The sequence below is a fragment of the Deinococcus marmoris genome (assembly GCF_001949125.1).
Lineage (GTDB): Bacteria > Deinococcota > Deinococci > Deinococcales > Deinococcaceae > Deinococcus > Deinococcus marmoris_A.
This window is the reverse complement of sequence record NZ_MSTI01000091.1, coordinates 59,493-77,852: the sequence shown is the minus strand read 5'-3', so window position 1 is coordinate 77,852 and position 18,360 is coordinate 59,493. Positions and strand designations below refer to the sequence as shown.

The following is an 18,360-nucleotide window of genomic DNA, read 5'->3' as shown; positions in this document are numbered from 1 at the left end:
GCAAAAGATTTTAGAGGGTGACGGCCTCTCGCAGTCTTGCCGGAACCGAGCCGTCCACAGCCGTCCCCCGCTCGTCCAGGGGCAGCCGCACCGTGAACCGTGCGCCGCCCAGCGGCCCCTGACCCGCGCACGCCGCGCCGCCGTGGGCCTGCGCCAGTTGCTGGACAATGGCCAGACCCATCCCACTGCCCCCGGTGCCGCGCGTGCGGCTGCTGTCCAGACGGGTAAAGCGCGTGAACACCGCCTCACGGCTCTCCTCGGGGATGCCAGGACCGTCATCGTCCACATACAGCCACGCCGAATTTCCCCGCGCTTCCACGCTGATCTGCACGCGGCCACTGGCATAGTGCAGCGCGTTTTCCAGCAGATTCACCGCGATCTGGCGCACCCGCCCGGCGTCGGCATAGAGCTGGATGGCCACAGGTGCGTCCAGGTGCAGCGTGACGCCCCGCGCCCCGGCCCGGTCCTCCAGGTCACGCACCACCCCGGCACTCAGTCCGGCCAGATCCAGCGTGCCCAGATGCAGGCTCAGGCGGCCCGCCTCGGCCAGGGTCAGGGTCCGCAGGTCGTCTACCAGCCGGGTCAGTTGCTGGGTCTGCTGGCTGAGCAGGGCCACCTGATCCGCGTTCAGGCTGTACACGCCGTCCTCCAGGGCGTCCAGCCGCGCCTGCATGATCGCCAGCGGCGTCCTGAGTTCGTGGGCGATGTCGGCCACCGCCTGCCGCCGCTCGTTTTCCAGCGCCTGAAGGTTGTCGGCCATCTCATTGAAGTTGCTCGCCAGTTCGGCCAGTTCACGCTCGCCGCTGGGTACCGGGGCGCGGATGCTCAGGTCTCCCTTGGCCATGCCCGCCGCCGCCGCCGACACGGCCAGGATCGGATGGGCCAGCCGCCGCGACAGCAAAAAAGCCAGCAACGCCGAGGCCACTGCCGCCAGCAGGCCGACCTGAAGCAGACTCTGCTGGATGTCGCGCAGAAAATCCTGATTGCGGGTGCCGAACCTGCGCGGCAGACTGCTCCCGTCGTTGCGCCGCAGGTCCGCCGCCCCGCCTGTCCTGGTCCCGCCTGCACCGAACAGGTCAGATGTGGGTGGCCACTGCGGGCCGAGCTGTGGACTGGGCTGCGGCGTGGGGCTGGGCTGGGCTGGCAGCGGTGTGGTGGCCGTCTCGCCCCGCCGCTGCGCCTCTTTCTGGGCGCGCAGGTAGCTCTGCATCTCGGGTGGCAGGCGGCGAAATTCGTTCTGCACGGCCAGATTGGAGAACACGAAGGTACTGCCCACCGACAGGCCCACCACCGCCAGCATCGCCAGCAACAGCGTCACCCCCAATGAGAGGCCACGCCGCCTGCGGGCCAGTGGCGTGCTGACCGGTGAAGCCTTGCTCAACTGACCGCCTCCAGGCGGTAGCCCACGCCGCGCACCGTTCGCAGCAGTCCCGGCGCGCCCGCCGAATCCAGTTTGCGGCGCACCCCGGCCAGATGCGCGTCCACCACCCGCTCCAGTGCGTCGCTGTCGGGCAGGGCCGCTGCGAGCAGCTCTTCACGGGAAAAGGCGCGGCCCGGCGACTCGGCCAGATGAAACAGCAGGCGAAATTCGGCGGGGGTCAGGGTCAGCGCCTGTCCGTTGACGCGGGCGATCACGGCGCGGCGGTCCACCTCCAGCGGCCCGACGCGCAGGGGTTTTTCCGCGTCGTCCAGGGCAGCACTGGCGCGGCGCAGCACCGCCTTGACGCGGGCCATCACCTCGCGCGGGCGAAAGGGCTTGACCACGTAATCGTCCGCGCCCAGTTCCAGACCCACGATCTGATCGGTTTCCTCGGCGCGGGCGGTGACCAGGATCACCGGGGTGCCGCCGTCTGCCCGCACCGTTTTCAGCACTTCCAGACCACTCTTGCCGGGCAGCATGATGTCCAGCAGGATCAGGTCCGGGCTGGCCACGCGGTAGGCACTCAGGGCAGCGAAGCCGTCCCCGGCGCGCTCGGTGCGGTAGCCCTCCTGGCGGGCGTAGGCTTCGAGGATCTCGGCCAGTTGCGGCTCGTCCTCGACGATCAGGATCAGGGCGCTCACAGGGACCATGTGGCAGCAGACAGGTGGTTTTTAAGCCCCTCGGGCGCCGCGAAAGAGGGACAGAGACGCCGCGAGGGCGACGGGGATAGAGGGGCCACCGGGCTGGCCCAGGCACCGGGCAGGCGGCCCTGGCCGTTCAACGTTCTACCAGTCCCATTCATACCCCGCACTGTAGTCCCGCTGCGTGAAGACTGGGCGAAGGCCCGGCGTGCGATTTCAGGGATTGAATCCGGCCTCTACGCTTTCCCAGCGCAACAAAAACCGTCTTCACCAAATCTTCGAAAAGCCTGCGCGGAGTGTTCGCAGAGCGGGGGCAGACTGCGCCATATGACCGCCCACCGATTTTCAAGGCCGCCTCCCTGGCGGCTGATCTCTTTGACGCTGGCGCTGTGTGGGCTGGCCCCCGTACAGACTGGAGGGGCGCAGACCGCCGTGGCGCAGCCTGCACCTTCCCTGACGCTGGAGGCCACGCTGGCGCAGCTCGAAGCCGCCCCCAGCATCACTGCCGCGCGCCTGAGTGTGCAGACGGCGCAGACGGGGCTGAATGCGGCGCGCACAGCGCTGGGCCTGACCATCTCGGTCAACGGCAACGCGGCGTACAGCGGTCCCGTCACTGCCGCCGACGGCACCGCCACTCCGGGCAGCACGGGCGGGGCGGCGGGCGTGAGCATCAGCCTGGGCCTATTACCGTGGGCCAGCAACCAGAGCGGCCTGAAGACGGCTGAGCGCGGTCTGGCGCTGGCCCAGGCCAGACTGACGGACGCGCAGAACTCGGCGCGGCTGAACGTGGCGCAGCAGTATTTTGCCGCCGTGCTGGCAACCCAGGACGTGGACATCGCGGCCCGCACCCTGGCCCTGCGCCAGCGGCAATTCACCGTGGCCCAGACGCAGCAGGCCACAGGCAACGCCACTGCCGGGAACGTCCTGAGCGCGCAGGCGGGAGTCCAGAGCGCCCAGGGAACAGGGTTGCAGGCCGCCGCCAGTCTGGAGGCGGCGCAGCGGGGGCTGGAGGCAGCCCTGGGAAGCGCGGTGGGCCGTGTGACCTTCAGTACCCAGCCGCCCGACACCGTGACCTTGCCGGACGTGTCGGCGCTGGTGGCGCAGGCCAGGGCCACCCGCAGCGAGGTCATCCAGGCCCAGAACACGCTGGGGGCCGCGCAGGACGATCTGACCACCCAGCAGCGCGAGGCAACCCTGCCCGATCTGACCGCCAGCGTGCGCTACGGCCCCGGCGGCAGCGGTGGCCTGACCACGGCACTGAATTTGCAGCAGGGCACGGTCAGCGCGGGGTACAGCCTGCCGCTGGGCAGCGGCGCGGGCACCGGCTCCAATCGCCTGAGCGCCAGCGTCACGGGCAGCTACGTGGTGTATTCGCCCGCCCAGAAAGCGCAACTGTCTGCCGCCGGGGCCAACGTCACGCAGGCGCAACTGTCTCTGAACGTGGCCCAGCAGAACGTGGAATTGGACGTGCGAACCCGCTACAGCACCTTGCAGACGGGGTTGATCGCCGTGCAGACCCGCGAAACGGGCGTGCAGGTGGCGGGGCTGGCGCTGCAAACGGCCCAGACCCGCCTCCAGGCCGGAACGGGGACGGCGGACGATGTGAGCGCCGCCGAACTGGATCTGGCGCAGGCAGAACGTGATCTGCTGGCCGCCCGCATCACGGCCCAGACCACTCTGCTTCAACTTCAAAACGCCGCCGGAGGCCCCCAGTGAACCGTAAAAGCATTCTTTTGACCACCGCCCTCGTTCTTGGGGTGGCCGCCGCCCAGACCTCCGCTGCCCAGACCTCCGCCGCACAGACCTCCGTCGCACAGACCTCCGTCGCACAGACCTCCCCCAACGTCACGGCCACTGCCGCCGTCACCGCCGCCCTTGCCAACAACGCCGACGTGAAGACGGCGCAGGCCAATCTGGACAAGGCGCAGGCCGCCAACCGCGCCGCGCAGGCCGATCCCAGCGCGTTGGTGGCCGCCAAACTCGGCGCGTCCGGGGGCGAATCCCAGGCGCAGGCCGCGCTGCGCGGCGCACGCATGAACACCCTGCAAAGCACCGTCACGGCCTACACGGCGCTGCTGGAGGCGCAGGAGAACGTGGCCCTGCAAACGCTGCAAGCCTCGGTGGACAGCAAGGCGGTGCAGGTGGCGCAGGTCAAGCAGGGCATCGGCAACGCCACCGCGCTGGACGTGACCAACGCCCAGAACACGCTGTCGGGCAGCCAGCAGAATCTGGCGGACGCAAAGGCCCAGGTCAGCCTCGCCAGCGCGCGCCTCTCCACGCTGACCGGACTGGGGAGCGGCGTGCGGGCGGCGGGAGCGGCCAGCGCCCCGAAACTCAGCACCACCCTGAGCAAGTTGCAGGCGGGCCTGAATACGCTGACCGCGCAGGTCTCGGCGAACAATGACCTAGCCGCCGCGCAATTGAACGTCAAACTGGCCGACAACGATTTTACTCCGGCCCGCACCTTGCAGGACGCCCGCACCGCGCTGGCGAACGCGCAACGGGGCGTGGACAGCGCTGGAAAGAGTGCCACGCAGTCGCTGGCCAGCGCGTATCAGACCGCCCAGAACAGCTACGAGCTGCTGAGCGTGGCTGGAGCGCGTGAGGCGGCGGCCCTCAAGACCTACAACCAGGACGCCGCCCGCCTGAAAAGCGGCACCATCAGCACGGTGGACTTGCAGACCTCGCAACTGGCGCTGAAGAAGTCCCAGTATTCACGTCTCCAGGCGCAGGACAACGTGCTGGAGGCCCTGGCCGCCCTCTCCGTGGCCAGCGGGCAGAACCTGACCGGGATTGGGGGAACGCTGTGACCACGGGAACGGCACAAACAGTGCGGATGGCCCACCTGCTGCTCGATGTGCCGCCGTTCATCCACCACCCCTTCAGCCTTGACGATCAATGGCCCCGGTCTTCGTCAAACTTTCGTACAAAGGTGGTGTCGTAAAGCATGTCCAGTCCTGAAGTCCCCGTTCCTGAAAATCCACCGCGCGGCGCTTCGACCCGTGCGCCGCGCCGCCGCCTGCCCGCCTGGGCCATCACCATTCCGCTGCTGTGCGTGGCGGCCTACGGCGGCTACCGCCTGGGCCAGACGCCCGCCGCCCCGCAGGCCGGAGGCGGCTTTGGCCAGCGCCAGGCTGGGCAGACTGGCGGCGCGGGCAGACAAACCACAGGCGCTCAGGGCGCGGGCCAGGCTGCCACAGGACAGGCAGGTGCGGGCGCAGCGGCTGGCACTGGCCGATCTGGAGGCGGGCAATTCGGCAGCGCGCAGGCCGGGCAGGGTGCGGCGGGCGCTGGTGGCGCAGGCCGTCGCCAGGGCGCAGGAGAGGCTGGAGGCGGGCAGACAGGTGCTGGGCAGACAGGCGCGGGACAGAACGCGGCGGCAGGCCAGGGCCGGGCCGGAGCTGCTGGCGAGGGTCAGGCCAGAGGAGGACAGGCTGGAGCGGGCCAGACTGGAGCGGGACAGGGCCAGTTTCGCCGGGGCGCGGGCGCAGCAGGGGCGGGAGGAGCGGGCACCGGCGGGACGCGCGGCGGCGTCACCATTCCCGTGACCGCCGTGGCCGTCAAGACCGGGACACTCACCACCAACCGCAGCAACACCGGCACGGTGGCCGCCGCCCAGACCGCCACCGTCAACTCGCGCAGTTCCGGCACCGTCAGCAGCATCAACGCCCAGGTGGGGCAGGACGTGAAGGCCGCGCAGACCGTGGTATTGCTGAGCAATCCAGACCTGAATGCCAGCGTACAGAGCGCCCAGAACGCCCTGCAAAGTGCCCAGGCGCAGCTTGCCAACCAGTCCAGCACCCTGAGCGACAACCGGACGCAACTGAACCAGGCGGTGACCTCCGCGCAGCTTGCGCTGAGCAATGCCCGGCAGAACTACGCAGGCTCCAAGGCCCTGTTCGACGTGGGCGCACTGGCCAGAACGGCGCTGGACGCCCAGAATCTGGCGGTGCAGCAGGCCGAGGGCAACCTGATCACGGCGCAGGCCAATCTGAACGCCAACGCCACGGCGCGCACCACGGGGCTGCGCAACCTTCAGATCAGTGTGGACAACGCGCGGATTTCACTGTCGCAGGCGCAGGCGGCGGCGGCCAACGTGAAGGTCACGGCCCCCTTCGACGGCCAGCTCACGGCGCTGCCGGTCACGGGCGGCGAGTACCTGAACGCGGGAACTCCGGCTTTTAGCCTGGTCAGCACGGCGCGCACGCTGACCTTCAACGTGCCGCCCGCCGAGGCCGCCAGCATGAACGTGGGCCGTCAGCTCAGCTTTCTGGCGGGGCAAAGCAAATACGTGGTCAAGGTGGCGCAGAACCCCGGCTCGCCCACGGGCGGCAGCGTGCCGATCACCGCCCGCTTTATCGGTGACACCTTGCCCGCGCTCGGCACGGTGGGCGCGGTTCAGTACGCCTCCACCGTCGGCAAGGGCGCGTTGATTCCCAGCACCGCCCTGCAATCGGACAACAATAAGGCGCTGGTGTACCTGCTGGACGGCGGCAAGGCCAAGCTCCAGAACGTGACCGTGATCGGGCAGGCCAACGGACAGGCCGTGGTCAGCGGTCTGACGGCAGATATGCAGATCATCGACCAGCCCCCCGCCGGATTGATCGACGGCGCGAATGTCAGTACCGGTGGTGGCGGACAGGGCGGCGGCTTCGGCGGATTTGGGGGCGGCTGATGAACCAGACTCCAGATCAGCTTCCAGAACAGAACACGGCCCAGAACACAGAGCAGAACACGGTCCAGAGTGAAGCGCCAAAATCAGCCCGCGAACGCCAGAAGGAATTCTTCGGGCGCATCAACCCCATCGTGGGCTTCTCTGTGTCGCGCTATGTGTTTTCCATCGGAGTCTTTATCGGGATCGTGGTGTTCGGCTTCGTGTCGATGCGCTCGCTGGGCGTCGATCTGCTGCCCACCATCAAGATCCCGGTGGTCAGTGTTTCCACCAGTTATTCGGGGGCCAGCCCCGCCGCCGTGGACACCCAGGTCACGCAGCCCATCGAGAGCGCCGTGGCGCAGGTGATCGGGGCCACCAGCGTGTCCAGCACCAGCAGCACCGGCAACAGCCGCGTGACCATCCAGTTCGCCGACGGAACCGATCAGGACGCCGCCGCCAACCAGGTGGCCTCGCTGGTGGCCGGGGCCTCGCGCCGGTTGCCCACAGGGGCAGACCCGCCCAGCGTGCGAACCTTCAACCCCAACGCCCAGCCGATTCTGGAATTTGGCATCGCCGGGGGCAGGGCCAGCCTGAGCGACATCTACGACTACGCCAACAACGTACTGCTGCCCTCGCTGCAACTGATCGACGGCGTGGCGAACGTGTCGCTGTCGGGCGGTTCCAACCGCCAGATCGAGGTGCTGCTCAACCCGGACAAACTCGCCAGCTTTGGCCTGACACCCTCGGCGGTCAGCAGCGCCATCACGTCCAGCAACGTCAATTCCTCGATCGGTTCGATCACCAAGGACAACACCTCGCTGACCTACACCACCAACAGCCTGCTGACCAGCGTGGCCGACGTGGCGAATGTCAAGATCGACGCTGCGCGCGGCCTTCAGGTCTCGGACGTGGCCGACGTGACCGATACCTCCACCACCAGCAGCTACACCCGCGTGGACGGCCTGCCAGTGGTGCTGGTTTCTGTGCAGCAGACGGCGGGCAGCAACGCGGTCAGCGTGGTGGACAACGTGAAGGCGCAGATCGCGCAGACCCGCCTGCCGGGCGGCTACAAGATCACCTTCAGCAACGACACCACCACGCCGATCCGCGCCGCGATTGCCTCCACCCAGCACGAGTTGTTCCTGACCGCCATCGTGGTGGCCATCGTGACCATGCTGTTCCTGGGGCGGCTGAACACGGCCTTTACCGTGATCGCGGCCATTCCGATCTCGCTGGCCGCTGCGCCGATTCTGTACAAGCTGATGGGCTTTACCTTCAATCAGGTTTCGCTGCTGGCACTGATCGTGGCGATTGGCATCGTGGTGGACGACTCGATTGTGGTGGCCGAGAACGTCGAGCGCTACCGGGCGCTGGGCTATGACCGCGTGCAGTCGGTGCTGCGGGGAGCCTCGGAGGTCTTCAGCGCGGTCACGGCGGCCTCTTTGTCAATCCTGGCGGTGCTGATTCCGGTCAGCTTCGTGGGCGGCATCATCGGCTCGTATCTGCAACAGTTCGCGCTGGGGCTGGCGGCGGCGGTGCTGCTGTCGTGGCTGGAGGCGCTGCTGTTCCTGACCGTCCGCATGGCCTACACGCCCGACGCCCAGCCGCTGGGCTGGCGCGACGCGGGCCGCAGTGTGCTGAAGCTGCCGGGCGCGCTGGGCTGGGGCCTGCGCTCGGTGAAGACCGCCTGGTTCTGGGGGCTGGTCATCGTGGCGCTGGCGGCGGTCTGGCTGCTGACGAAAACACCGCTCTATCTGGCGGGTGTGGTGCTGCTGCCGCTGGCGCTGGGAGTGGTGGCCTACCTGTGGGGCGTGGCCCTGGCCCTGCTGGAAGCCCTGACCACCACCCTGAGCGGCTGGACGAACGCCGGGCTTCAGGCGGTGCGCGGCGCGTATGTCCGCAGCCTGGACGAGGCGCTGCACTTCAGCCCACTGGTGCTGCTGTTCGCGCTGGCCTTCCTGGCCGCCACCGCCGTGATCGTGGTGCCGAAGATGAACTTCACCTTCACGCCCGCCACCGATTCCGGCACCCTGAACGCCAACCTGCGCCTGCCCAGCAGCCTGTCGCTGGATACCTCCAACCAGTTGCTGGGCCGCATGGAAAATTATTTCCTGGCCCAGAAGGACGTGCGGACCGTGCAGTCGTCGGTGTCGGGCGGCGGCGGGGCCAGCGTCAACATCACCCTCAAGCCCGTGGAGGAGCGGCCCTCCATCAGCGTGCTGACGGATGAGTATCAGCGCGGACTGCAAACGCTGTACGCGGATTCCCCGGACGTGCGCGCCCGCATCTTCAGCCGGGGCGGCTTCCGGGGGCAGGGCACACAACAGACCCTCACTCTGGTGTCGTCGAACTTCGACATCCTGAGCAAGCGTGCTGCGCTGGCCGTCAGCACCCTGGAGGGCGACCCCAACGTCCTGAGCGTGAGCAGCAACTTCGACAACCAGGCAGTAGAAAACCGCTTCGTGCCGAACGCCAATCTGCTGTCCGGCACTGGCCTCACGGCGGCCTCGGTGGCGAGTACCCTGAATGCCTACGCCTCGGGCAACTCGGCGGGCAGCGTGGAGGTGAACGGCCAGACGTACCCGATCCGGGTGCAGATCGATCCGGCCCGCCTGACCGACGAGCAGAATCTGCTGTCGCTGCCAGTGTATTCCAGCGCCCTGCAAAGCAACCTGACGGTGGGCCAGCTCGGCAGCGTCACGCAGGGCAGCGCCCCCGGCCAGATCGCGCGTGACAACCGCATCTACAGCCTGTCGCTGAATTATCAGCCCGCCACCGACACCACCCTGAGTACCGCGCAGCTCACGGACCGGGTGACGGCAAGTCTGAGCCGGGCGGGCGTCATCGACAATCTGGTGTCGGTGGGCGCGGCGGACCGCAACGGCGGCGCGGCGCTGGGCAATCAACTGGGCAGCCTGGGCGTGCAGGCGTTCGGCCTGTCGCTGCTGCTGGTGTACCTGGTGATGGGTTCGCAGTTCAACAGTTTCCGCTACCCGCTGTACCTGCTGCTGCCGGTGCCCTTCGCAGTGGCCGGGGCGCTGTGGCTGATCTTCCTGACCGGCAGCAGCCTGGACATCTTCGGCGTGCTGGGCTTCCTGCTGCTGATCGGCCTGTCGGCCAAGAACGCCATCCTGTACCTGGAATTCGTGGTGGAAAAGTTGCAGGAACTGCCCTTCCGCGAGGCCATGATCGAGGCCAGCGCCCTGCGCTTCCGGCCCATCATCATGACCACGGTGACGATCATGGTGGTCAGCCTGCCCCTGCTGCTGAGCAACGGCAGCGGCTCGGAATACGGCAAGAGCATCTCCATCGTGATCCTGGGCGGGGTCACCGTCTCGGCCATCATGACCTTTTACGTGGTGCCCGCCGCCTTCTACCTGTTCGAGCGCCGCCGCAACGAGAAGTTGCCGGGTCTGGTCAAGCCCCCGCCCGTGGCCGGGGACGGCCCGCGCAAGGGTGGCCTCACGGCAGGAGACTGAACACAGGCAAGGCACATAGAGACAGAGCAGCCAGCCTGACAAGCGACTCCTCTTTGCTGCACAGCTATTTTCATCACCTCTGGATTGGAGTCTCACAACATGAACAATGCCCCCCTGAACTCCGCGCTCCTGACCGCCGTTCTCGCCCTGAGTGCCCTGGCCTCGGCGCAACAGACCAACCAGAACCGTCAACTGACGCCGGAAATGCGCGCCCGCATCACGCAGATGCAGTCCATCAACGATCTGGCCCAGGACATCCGCCTGCTACCCGAGCTGGAGAAGAACAGGGCCACCGCCATGAGCAAAGCCCAGGCCAAACAGTTGTTGCCGATCCTGACCGGACTGCAAAAAGCGGTGAGCGTGCAACCCAACGACGCCAGGAAATACCTGTCGCAGATCGGGGACAGGATCCTGACCACCAAGCAACGGACGACGCTGAACGCCCTGACCCTCAAGGCCGGGCAGGAGCGGACTGCTCAGCGCGGCCAGCGACAGGCTGGCGCAGGTGGACGGGGCGGCAACGCTGCAAATGCGGGTGGACAGAATGGGCAGGGCGGTCAGTTTGACCCCGGCAGGTTCAACCCCTTCAAGACCGGACGCGGGGCCGACGCCCTGAAAGCGTACATCGCCGTATTGCAGAAGAAATGACCCCGCCATCCGGCCAGTCCACCTGCATCAGAGCTGCGCCGGACCTGCACCGAATGTTCACCTTGCCTCTCCAGAGTATGGGTGTGCTTCGTTCCCTCACTTCGTTGATCCGTCCTCCCTACCGCCTGCACACCGTGTACGAGCGGCTGCTGGGAACGGAAGTCGAGCTTCAGGTGGTGGCCCGGACCCGCCAGCAGGCCGAGGCTGCCGAAAGCGCTGCGCTGGACGAGCTGGAGCGGCTGAGCGCCGTCTTCAACCGCTTCGATCCAGGCAGCGAACTGTCACGCTGGCTGACGCGCCCCGGTGGACGGGTGCCGCTCAGCCACGAATTGCGGACGGTGCTGGCCCTGGCGGACAGATGGCGCGAGGTAACGGGCGGGGCCTTCCATCCCGGTGCGGACGCCCTGGGCAGACTGTGGCAGGGGGCGGCCTCAAGGGATCGGCAACCGGACACTACCGAACTGAGCGCTCTGCTCAGGCAACTTCAGACCGCCCCCTGGACCCTGCATGCAGACGGCACCGCCACCCTGCACGCCACATATCCACTGGGCCTGAATGCGCTGGCGAAGGGCTGGATCGTGGACCGGATGACCGAAGTGGCCTGGGGTTTGCCCGGCATTCAGGCCGTGCTGATCAACGCGGGCGGAGACCTGCGAACGGTGGGCGGGCGCGGGCTGAAGGTCACGGTGGCCGATCCGTTCACGGCCCGCGACGATGCTGCACCGCTGACCCACGTTCATGTCCAAAACGGCGCACTGGCCAGCAGTGGCAACGCCCACCGGGGCGTGCAGGTGGGCGGTCATTGGCATTCACATCTGCTCGACCCCAGAGACGGCCAGCCTGTTCAGGCTGTTCCGGGGGTGACCGTCACCGCCCCCGACTGCGCCACTGCCGACGCGCTTGCCACCGCCCTGAGCGTGCTGGGTGCCGTGGAGGGACTGGCCCTGGTCAATAGCACGCCCGGCTGCGCGGCCCTGATCGTCACGCGGGACGGACAGACCCACCCCAGCGCCCTCTGGCCTCCAGACTGTCCAGCCCGCTGAATCTCTAACCCCTGCCCAACCTCGTTTTTTTACATTGAACTTCAGGAGAACCCACCATGACCGACACCCGCCGCACCTTCCTCCGCAAACTGGCCGCCGCAGGAGCAGCCCTCACCCTTTCGCGCGTGTTGCCCGGCAATCTCGCCAGCGCCGCCGCAGGCAAGCCCTGGGCCGCTGGCATGGGTCTGGACGTCAATTTCACAGTGGCCACCCAGGTCAGCGGACGGGTCAAGCGCCCCTTTGTGGCCATCTGGATCGAGGACGGGGCGGGCGAGACCGTTCGTAATCTGACGGTCTGGACGCTTCAGAACCGCCTGAATCCACGCTGGCTGGCCGAATTGCGCCGCTGGACCCGCCAGAATGCGGAACTGGTCAGCACCATCAGCAGCGCCACCCGCAACCCTGGCAGCTACGCGGTCAAGTGGGACGGCAAGACCGACAAAGGAGCGCTGGCCGAGCAGGGCGACTACTACGTGTGCATCGAGACCGCACGCGAGCATGGTCCCTACAGTCTGGTCCGCGAGAAAGTCACGCTGGGAGCCAGTGCGTTCAAGAAAACGCTGGGGACAGACCATGACATCGAGGCCGCCAGTGTCGCTTACGGCAAAGCCTGAAGCCCAGAAGCCGGAAGGGGTGCGGACACCGCGTCCGGCCTCGCGTCCCCGCACCCTCAAGGCGCGCAGTCACGTCTGGCTGCGCTGGCTGCACACCTATACGTCCATGATCAGCCTGCTGGTGGTGCTGTTCTTTGCCCTGACCGGCATCACCCTCAACCATCCCGACTGGGCATTTGGGAACTCGGAGATTAAGCGTGAGGTGACTGGCACGCTGCCCGCAGGCTGGATCACGGCGGGCAAAGTGGACTGGCTGAACGTGGCCGAGGACCTGCGCGCCCAGCAGGGATTACACGGGCGGGCCGAGGAGCCGCGCGTGGACGGCACCGAGGCCAGCATCTCCTTTCTAGGACCGGGCTACAGCGCCGACACCGTGATCGACACGCAGACGGGCAAATACAGCACCAATATTCTGGCGCAGGGCGGGGTGGCGGTGCTGAACGATCTGCACCGTGGCCGCGATACGGGCGGGGCCTGGAACTGGCTGATCGACGTGAGCGGCGGCGTGCTGACCCTGGTGGCCGTGACCGGCATCGGCATCCTGCTGTATCTGAGAAAGACGCGCACCCAGGCCCTGGCCGTGATGGGCGTCGCCTCGCTGATCGTGTTGCTGCTGGGCTGGCGGGCGCTGGGCTGAAACTGAAGTGGAATGCGAAAAAGGGGCAACGCTGCCGTGATGCGTTCGCCCCTTTCCGTTGCTTCAGGCGGTGAGAGAGGCCCCCGGCCCCTAGCCCGAACTGCTGTTCAGGACTGGAAAGCTTGACTTTTACAGCGTCCTGAACGGGATTTTGATCGTCGTAACGGGGAAGATCAGTGGCCTCATGGGCGTCTATTTACGACGAGATTTAGAAACACGGGTTCCGGGTACGTAGTGAATAAGGCAAGACAACCGGAATCCGAATTCGAGCGGCCCTATCTGGCGGAGGCAACGTCGTCCGGTCCAACACAGAGCGGAGGCGGAGTGTCCATTGCTGGAACAATCCGCCTCCGCTCTGTGTTGTTAAAAAATGGTTTAGAGCGTGCCCTTGAGGGTGCTGGCGACCTTGAAGGCCACCTTCTTGCCCGCAGGAATCTGGATCTTCTCGCTGGTGCCGGGGCGCACGCCGGTGCGGGCGGCGGTGTCCTTGACGCTCAGGGTGCCCAGGCCGGGCAGGCCGACGCTCTGGCCGCCCTTGATCGAGCTGACCACGGCGTCCAGCATGGCGCTGACGGCTTCCTCGCTCTGCTTCTTGGTCAGGCCGGTCTTGTCGGCAACCATTTCCACGAGCTGGGTCTTGGCGACCTTGTTGCTGGCGGCGGGGGCGGCCTTGGCAGCGGCGGGCGCGGCTTTGGCGGCAGTCTTCTTGGCGGCGGGCTTGGCGGTCTTTTTCGTCATGGTGAGCAGCATGACATATGCAAACGCGCTTGGGAAGGGGGTCCGGGAGGTTAGAGTCGCGCCAGCACGCTCTTAGCACCGTTTCATCCAGGGTTTTTGTGTCTGACACGGCTTTTTTCTCATACCCCCTTAAAGGCCGTGGTACACGCCAAAAGCCCATTCATTAAGATCGCCGGGGGTGTGGTGTACGGGGTTTGCGGTGTTCGCGGCCCCAGGCGCTACACTCTGGGCATCAAAAATTCACTGTTTTGCTGCGCCATCACGGGGCGCGGCGACCCCAGGAGACCTTCACCATGACCCATCCAACCTCGTCCACAGATTCGCCCACAGATCACGCGGCCCCAGCCTCGACCCAGCCTGCCAGCCAGGGCCGTTACTGGCCGCCCTTCAAACCCCGCACGCTGACGCTGCCGCAGACCGGCGTCATGCACAACCTGCGCGTCAGTGCCGAGCGCTACCCCGACAAGGTGGCGCTGTGGCACTACGGGCACGCGGTGACCTACGGTGAACTGCACGCCCAGGCCACGCATCTGGCCGGGCATCTGGCCGCGCAGGGCGTGGGCAAGGGGGACCGGGTGGCGGTCTGGCTACAGAACAGCCCCGCCTGGGTGATCAGCGCCTTTGCCGCGTGGCATCTGGGCGCGGTAGTGGTGCCGCTGGCCCCCATGCTCCAGGCGCGTGAATTCGGCTTCTTCTTGCAGGACGCCGGAATCAAGGTGGGCGTGGTGGGCGCGGAACTGTACGAGAAGGCCAAACAGGCCGGGCTGGGGCATGCGGTGGTGGCCAACATCATGCGCGGCACCGACGCCGAGGCCGCTGGAATTCCCTTGCCCGATGGCCTGGACGTGGAAGCTACCCTGCAAGACGGCGATATCACGCTGGAGGACGCCCTGAAGGCGGACCCCGCCCCCGCCGCTCCAGTGGGCGCGGACGACCTGTGTGTCATGCCCTACACCAGCGGCACCACCGGGCTGCCCAAGGGCTGCATGCACACCCACCGCAGCGTGCAGGCCAACGTCTTCGGCGCGGGCGTGTGGGTGGAGGGCACCGTCGAGGACATCTTCCTGGCAGCCCTGCCGTACTTTCACGTCACTGGGTTTATCAACAGCCTGCTGACCGGGCTGACCAACGGTGGCCAGATCGTGATCATGTCGCGCTGGGACCGGGATGCCGCCCGCACGCTGATCCGCGAGCATGGCGTGACCATCTGGACCAACACGCCCACCATGGTGATCGACATGATGGCCTCGCCCGGTTTTGATCCGGCGGATTTGCGGACCCTGCGCAGCGTGACCGGGGGCGGGGCCAGCCTACCCGCCGCCGTGGGTCAGAAACTGCTGGACCTGACCGGCATCATGTTCCTGGAGGGCTACGGCCTGTCCGAGACGATGGCGCAGTCGCACAGCAACCCCAAGGGCCGCCAGAAACTGCAATGCCTGGGCGTCCCGCTGTTCAACGTCGATTCGCGCATCATCGATCTGGACACCCATCAGGAATTGCCCGCAGGCCAGATCGGCGAGATTGTCATCCGTGGTCAGCAGGTCATGCAGGGTTACTGGAACCGCCCGGAGGCCACCGCCGAGGCGTTCATGGAGATCGACGGTCAGCAGTTCTTCCGCAGTGGCGACCTGGGTTACGTGGACGAGGAGGGCTATTTCTTCTTCACGGACCGTCTCAAGCGCATGGTGAATATATCGGGCATGAAAGTGTGGCCCGCCGAGGTGGAGAACAAGCTGCACGCCCACCCCGCCGTACAGGAAGCCTGCGTGATCAGCGTGCCCGACGAGCGCAGCGGCGAACATGCCCGCGCCCTGATCGTGCTGAAACCCGGAATGGCGGCCACTGGCGCAGACATCGAGAAATGGGCGCGTGAGCAGATGGCCACCTATAAGGTGCCGCGCGACTATCAATTCGTGGAGAGCCTGCCGCGCGGCCCCACCGGCAAGGTGGCCTGGCGTCCGTTGCAGGAAGCGGCGCGGGCGGCGATGGTGGCCGGAAGCTGAACGGGCAAGCCTGAAAAATGGGACGTGGGCGGATTTGCCTCCACGTCCCAGTTTTCTGTCTGGGCATGTTGGGCCTAGCGCATTCCAGCTCACAGCTCAGCGGCTCCACATCACCCAGACTGCCCGTTATGGACCGTCAAGCCGAGTTGCCTGCCGCCGCCTTTCGCCGCACCGACGAGACGCCGGACGAGCAGTTTTACCGCCAGCCGCGCTTTGTCACCCACATCGACGAGGGGGCCATCGCGGCTGTGACTGGGCTGTACCGCGAGTATTTCCCGGCAGGCGGCAGAATCCTCGATCTGATGTCCAGTTGGATCAGCCACCTGCCGCCCGAAGTGGAGTACGGCGAGGTGGCAGGTCTGGGCCTCAACCGCGCCGAACTGGAACGCAATCCGCGACTGACCTCGCTGGAAGTGCAGAACCTGAACGCCACGCCCCACTTGCCCTTTACGGACCACAGTTACGATGCGGCGGGAATTACCGTATCTATCGACTACCTGACCGATCCGGTGGCCGTGCTGCGCGATCTGGGGCGGGTGCTGGTGCCGGGCGGCCCGGTGGTGATCAGTTTTTCCAACCGCTGCTTTCCCACCAAGGCCGTGGCCGTCTGGCACACGCTGGACGACGCGGGCCACCTGCAACTGGTGCAGCATTACCTGGAAGCGGCAGGCAACTGGACCGATATTGTCGCCCTGGACCGCAGCCCTCGGTCAGCGCGGGGCAGCCTGACGGGCGATCCACTGTACGCCGTGGTGGGCCGGGCGAAGGGTTGAAGCCCGGAAGATCCCGAGGCCCAGGCTTCGTGCAGGACTCAGGCGTCGTGCAGGCGGTACTCGATCTTGCCCTTCATGGCGCGGCTGAACGCGCAGATTCTTTGGCCCTGATCCACCAGATATTGCGCCCGTTCACGCTCCAGCTCGGGCAGGGTGATGTCCAGCGTGGCCGTCAGGTCGTGCGCGTCGCCGTTTCCGGTCAGACGCACGGTGGCGATCACCTGCATCACACCGAACTCGGGATACTGCTCGGCGCGGGCCACGGCACCCATCGCACTCTGGAAGCTGGCCCCCAGTGCGGCGGCGAACAGTTGCTCCGGGGTGCTGCCCACGCCGCCGTCGCCGCCCAGTTGCTGCGGAACCGCCAGACGCACATTCAGTTGCCCATCCGCGCTGTCCACATGTCCGGCGCGGCCACCGTGGGCCGAGGCAGTGGTGGTGTAAAGGGCCTCACGTTCACTGCTGTTCTGGGTCACGTCTGTGTTCTGGGTCATGTCCGGCAATCTGAACAATGCCCTGCCCACCTTCGGTACGCCCCCTTACTGTCTGGGAAAAGCCTTCAGGAAAGGCACAGGCAGTTCAGACGCTCTGGCATTCGCTGTGGCCCCGCACACACGCCGCCCGCCCCACGCTGACTAACCTGCGGGTAGCTTGCAGAACTGAACCATTCTCCCGCAAGCTGCGTACCCTTTAAAGTCACCGTCCCACCCACGCCGCGTTTCCCCATCCCCACTTCCCGAGGTTTTCCCTGACTGCGCCGTCCACCCCCCATCCCGACGATCCTGTCGAGCTGAACTTTGCGCCGGAAGGCCGCAGCGCACGCCTCAAATTCGGCCTGCTGGGCCGCGCATTGATCTGGAATGCGCTCCGTCAGGCTGGGCGCGTCCCGTCAGACCTCAGCGTTCAGCAGCGCTTCAGGGTCCAGCAGCGCTTCAGCCACCGGGTGCTGGGCCACCTGGGGGTCCAGTTGGAACTGCGTGGTCTGGAACACATCGGAGAGGGGCCGTACCTGATCGCCCCGCTGCATGAGGGCATCGCCGATGTGTTGTGTCTGCTGCGGCTTCCCCTGCCGATGCGCTTCGTGGCCCGGCGCGAGATCTTCGGCTGGCCGGAGGTGGGGCCAGCAATCACCCGGCTGGGGCACCTGTCGATCAACCCGGAACATCCACTGGGCGGTTTCCGTGATTTGTGGCGTGGGGCCGAGTCCATTCTGGGCGGCGGCGAGAGTCTGGTGGTGTTCCCGCAGGGCACGGTGCTGGGCCTTCAGACCGACTTCCAGCGCGGCGTCTTCGAGGTGGCGCGGCGGGTGGGGGTGCCCATTTTGCCCGTCGCCCTCAGCGGCACGCACCGCATCTGGGAGCATCCTTTCGCGCCCACGTTGCGTTACGGCCAGCGGGTGGCACTGACGGTGCTGCCGCCGATTTCTGCTGAGGAGTTACAGACTGGGAATCTGGAGGCCATCCGCGTCCGCACCCGCCGGGCCATGAAGGCGGCGGCCCTGGCCCCCGGCAGCCCTCCCGTCCGCTTCTTCGAGCCGGACCGCGACGGCTACTGGGACGGCTTCCGGCTGGTCATCGATCCCGATTATCCCGAACTGGCACGCCGAATGGACGCCCGCCGCGGCTCTCTGATTCCAGAGACGGCGTGACACACATTCTGGACCTGCGTGTTCTGTTGAATCCAGTTGATGCCAGAGAGCTTCGGACATAG

The 18,360-nt window shown here is 66.7% G+C and carries 15 protein-coding genes; 11 read left to right on the top strand and 4 right to left on the bottom strand.

Going from position 1 to position 18,360, the window contains the following annotated elements; translation table 11 throughout:
• Positions 1-10 precede the first annotated feature (10 nt).
• Together BOO71_RS13655 and BOO71_RS13650 are read right to left on the bottom strand one after the other, a co-directional pair.
• Positions 11-1,381, bottom strand: coding sequence for a sensor histidine kinase (locus BOO71_RS13655; RefSeq protein ID WP_075833259.1), 1,371 nt, complete (start codon positions 1,379-1,381; stop codon positions 11-13).
• Positions 1,378-2,061 carry a response regulator gene (locus tag BOO71_RS13650; RefSeq protein WP_075833384.1) on the bottom strand — a complete coding sequence of 228 codons (684 nt, stop codon included), beginning with the start codon at positions 2,059-2,061 and terminating at the stop codon, positions 1,378-1,380. The genes BOO71_RS13655 and BOO71_RS13650 overlap by 4 nt, the downstream gene beginning before the upstream one ends.
• A 327-nt stretch (positions 2,062-2,388) precedes the next feature.
• Between BOO71_RS13650 and BOO71_RS13645 the strand changes: the two genes are divergently transcribed.
• The 8 genes from BOO71_RS13645 (at position 2,389) to BOO71_RS13610 (ending at position 13,136) form a co-directional block, all read left to right on the top strand.
• Positions 2,389-3,777: a TolC family protein gene (locus tag BOO71_RS13645; RefSeq protein ID WP_075833257.1), complete on the top strand. Its 1,389-nt coding sequence runs from the start codon at positions 2,389-2,391 to the stop codon at positions 3,775-3,777.
• A complete protein-coding gene (locus BOO71_RS13640; protein ID WP_254843160.1) occupies positions 3,774-4,871 on the top strand; it encodes a TolC family protein in 1,098 nt (365 codons plus the stop codon). The genes BOO71_RS13645 and BOO71_RS13640 overlap by 4 nt, the downstream gene beginning before the upstream one ends.
• Positions 4,872-5,008: 137 nt before the next feature.
• The gene (locus BOO71_RS13635; protein WP_217694896.1) at positions 5,009-6,736 is read left to right on the top strand and encodes an efflux RND transporter periplasmic adaptor subunit; all 1,728 of its coding nucleotides are present in this window, start codon (positions 5,009-5,011) and stop codon (positions 6,734-6,736) included.
• A complete protein-coding gene (locus tag BOO71_RS13630; protein ID WP_075833255.1) occupies positions 6,736-10,194 on the top strand; it encodes an efflux RND transporter permease subunit in 3,459 nt (1,152 codons plus the stop codon). Before BOO71_RS13635 ends, BOO71_RS13630 begins: the two co-directional genes overlap by 1 nt.
• Positions 10,195-10,293: 99 nt before the next feature.
• Positions 10,294-10,842, top strand: coding sequence for a hypothetical protein (locus BOO71_RS13625; RefSeq protein WP_075833254.1), 549 nt, complete (start codon positions 10,294-10,296; stop codon positions 10,840-10,842).
• Positions 10,843-10,946: 104 nt separating this feature from the next.
• The gene (locus BOO71_RS13620; RefSeq protein WP_254843159.1) at positions 10,947-11,885 is read left to right on the top strand and encodes an FAD:protein FMN transferase; all 939 of its coding nucleotides are present in this window, start codon (positions 10,947-10,949) and stop codon (positions 11,883-11,885) included.
• Positions 11,886-11,941: 56 nt separating this feature from the next.
• On the top strand, positions 11,942-12,499 hold the full coding sequence (locus BOO71_RS13615; protein WP_075833250.1) for a DUF2271 domain-containing protein: 558 nt from the start codon (positions 11,942-11,944) through the stop codon (positions 12,497-12,499).
• Positions 12,477-13,136 carry a PepSY-associated TM helix domain-containing protein gene (locus BOO71_RS13610; RefSeq protein ID WP_254843158.1) on the top strand — a complete coding sequence of 220 codons (660 nt, stop codon included), beginning with the start codon at positions 12,477-12,479 and terminating at the stop codon, positions 13,134-13,136. Before BOO71_RS13615 ends, BOO71_RS13610 begins: the two co-directional genes overlap by 23 nt.
• Before the next feature lie 375 nt (positions 13,137-13,511).
• Here the strand turns inward: BOO71_RS13610 and BOO71_RS13605 are convergent, their stop codons facing one another.
• On the bottom strand, positions 13,512-13,886 hold the full coding sequence (locus BOO71_RS13605; RefSeq protein ID WP_029483066.1) for an HU family DNA-binding protein: 375 nt from the start codon (positions 13,884-13,886) through the stop codon (positions 13,512-13,514).
• Between the two features lie 281 nt (positions 13,887-14,167).
• On the opposite strand from BOO71_RS13605, the gene BOO71_RS13600 reads away from it, so the two are divergent.
• Together BOO71_RS13600 and BOO71_RS13595 are read left to right on the top strand one after the other, a co-directional pair.
• Positions 14,168-15,877, top strand: coding sequence for a long-chain-fatty-acid--CoA ligase (locus BOO71_RS13600; RefSeq protein ID WP_075833246.1), 1,710 nt, complete (start codon positions 14,168-14,170; stop codon positions 15,875-15,877).
• A 128-nt stretch (positions 15,878-16,005) separates the two neighbouring features.
• Positions 16,006-16,650 carry a class I SAM-dependent methyltransferase gene (locus tag BOO71_RS13595; protein WP_075833244.1) on the top strand — a complete coding sequence of 215 codons (645 nt, stop codon included), beginning with the start codon at positions 16,006-16,008 and terminating at the stop codon, positions 16,648-16,650.
• Between the two features lie 38 nt (positions 16,651-16,688).
• Here the strand turns inward: BOO71_RS13595 and BOO71_RS13590 are convergent, their stop codons facing one another.
• Complete coding sequence (locus BOO71_RS13590) at positions 16,689-17,144, bottom strand: Ohr family peroxiredoxin (RefSeq protein ID WP_075833242.1); 456 nt, start codon at positions 17,142-17,144, stop codon at positions 16,689-16,691.
• 356 nt (positions 17,145-17,500) lie between these two features.
• On the opposite strand from BOO71_RS13590, the gene BOO71_RS13585 reads away from it, so the two are divergent.
• Positions 17,501-18,298: a lysophospholipid acyltransferase family protein gene (locus tag BOO71_RS13585; RefSeq protein WP_254843157.1), complete on the top strand. Its 798-nt coding sequence runs from the start codon at positions 17,501-17,503 to the stop codon at positions 18,296-18,298.
• Positions 18,299-18,360 lie beyond the last annotated feature (62 nt).

What these genes read in the sequence shown, in the direction of transcription:
- BOO71_RS13645 (WP_075833257.1), top strand. Translation starts at nt 2,389, where the DNA reads ATGACCGCCCACCGATTTTCAAGGCCGCCTCCCTGGCGGCTGATCTCT.
- BOO71_RS13635 (WP_217694896.1), top strand. Translation starts at nt 5,009, where the DNA reads ATGTCCAGTCCTGAAGTCCCCGTTCCTGAAAATCCACCGCGCGGCGCT.
- BOO71_RS13630 (WP_075833255.1), top strand. Translation starts at nt 6,736, where the DNA reads ATGAACCAGACTCCAGATCAGCTTCCAGAACAGAACACGGCCCAGAAC.
- BOO71_RS13625 (WP_075833254.1), top strand. Translation starts at nt 10,294, where the DNA reads ATGAACAATGCCCCCCTGAACTCCGCGCTCCTGACCGCCGTTCTCGCC.
- BOO71_RS13615 (WP_075833250.1), top strand. Translation starts at nt 11,942, where the DNA reads ATGACCGACACCCGCCGCACCTTCCTCCGCAAACTGGCCGCCGCAGGA.
- BOO71_RS13605 (WP_029483066.1), bottom strand. Translation starts at nt 13,886, where the DNA reads ATGCTGCTCACCATGACGAAAAAGACCGCCAAGCCCGCCGCCAAGAAG.
- BOO71_RS13600 (WP_075833246.1), top strand. Translation starts at nt 14,168, where the DNA reads ATGACCCATCCAACCTCGTCCACAGATTCGCCCACAGATCACGCGGCC.
- BOO71_RS13595 (WP_075833244.1), top strand. Translation starts at nt 16,006, where the DNA reads ATGGACCGTCAAGCCGAGTTGCCTGCCGCCGCCTTTCGCCGCACCGAC.
- BOO71_RS13590 (WP_075833242.1), bottom strand. Translation starts at nt 17,144, where the DNA reads ATGACCCAGAACACAGACGTGACCCAGAACAGCAGTGAACGTGAGGCC.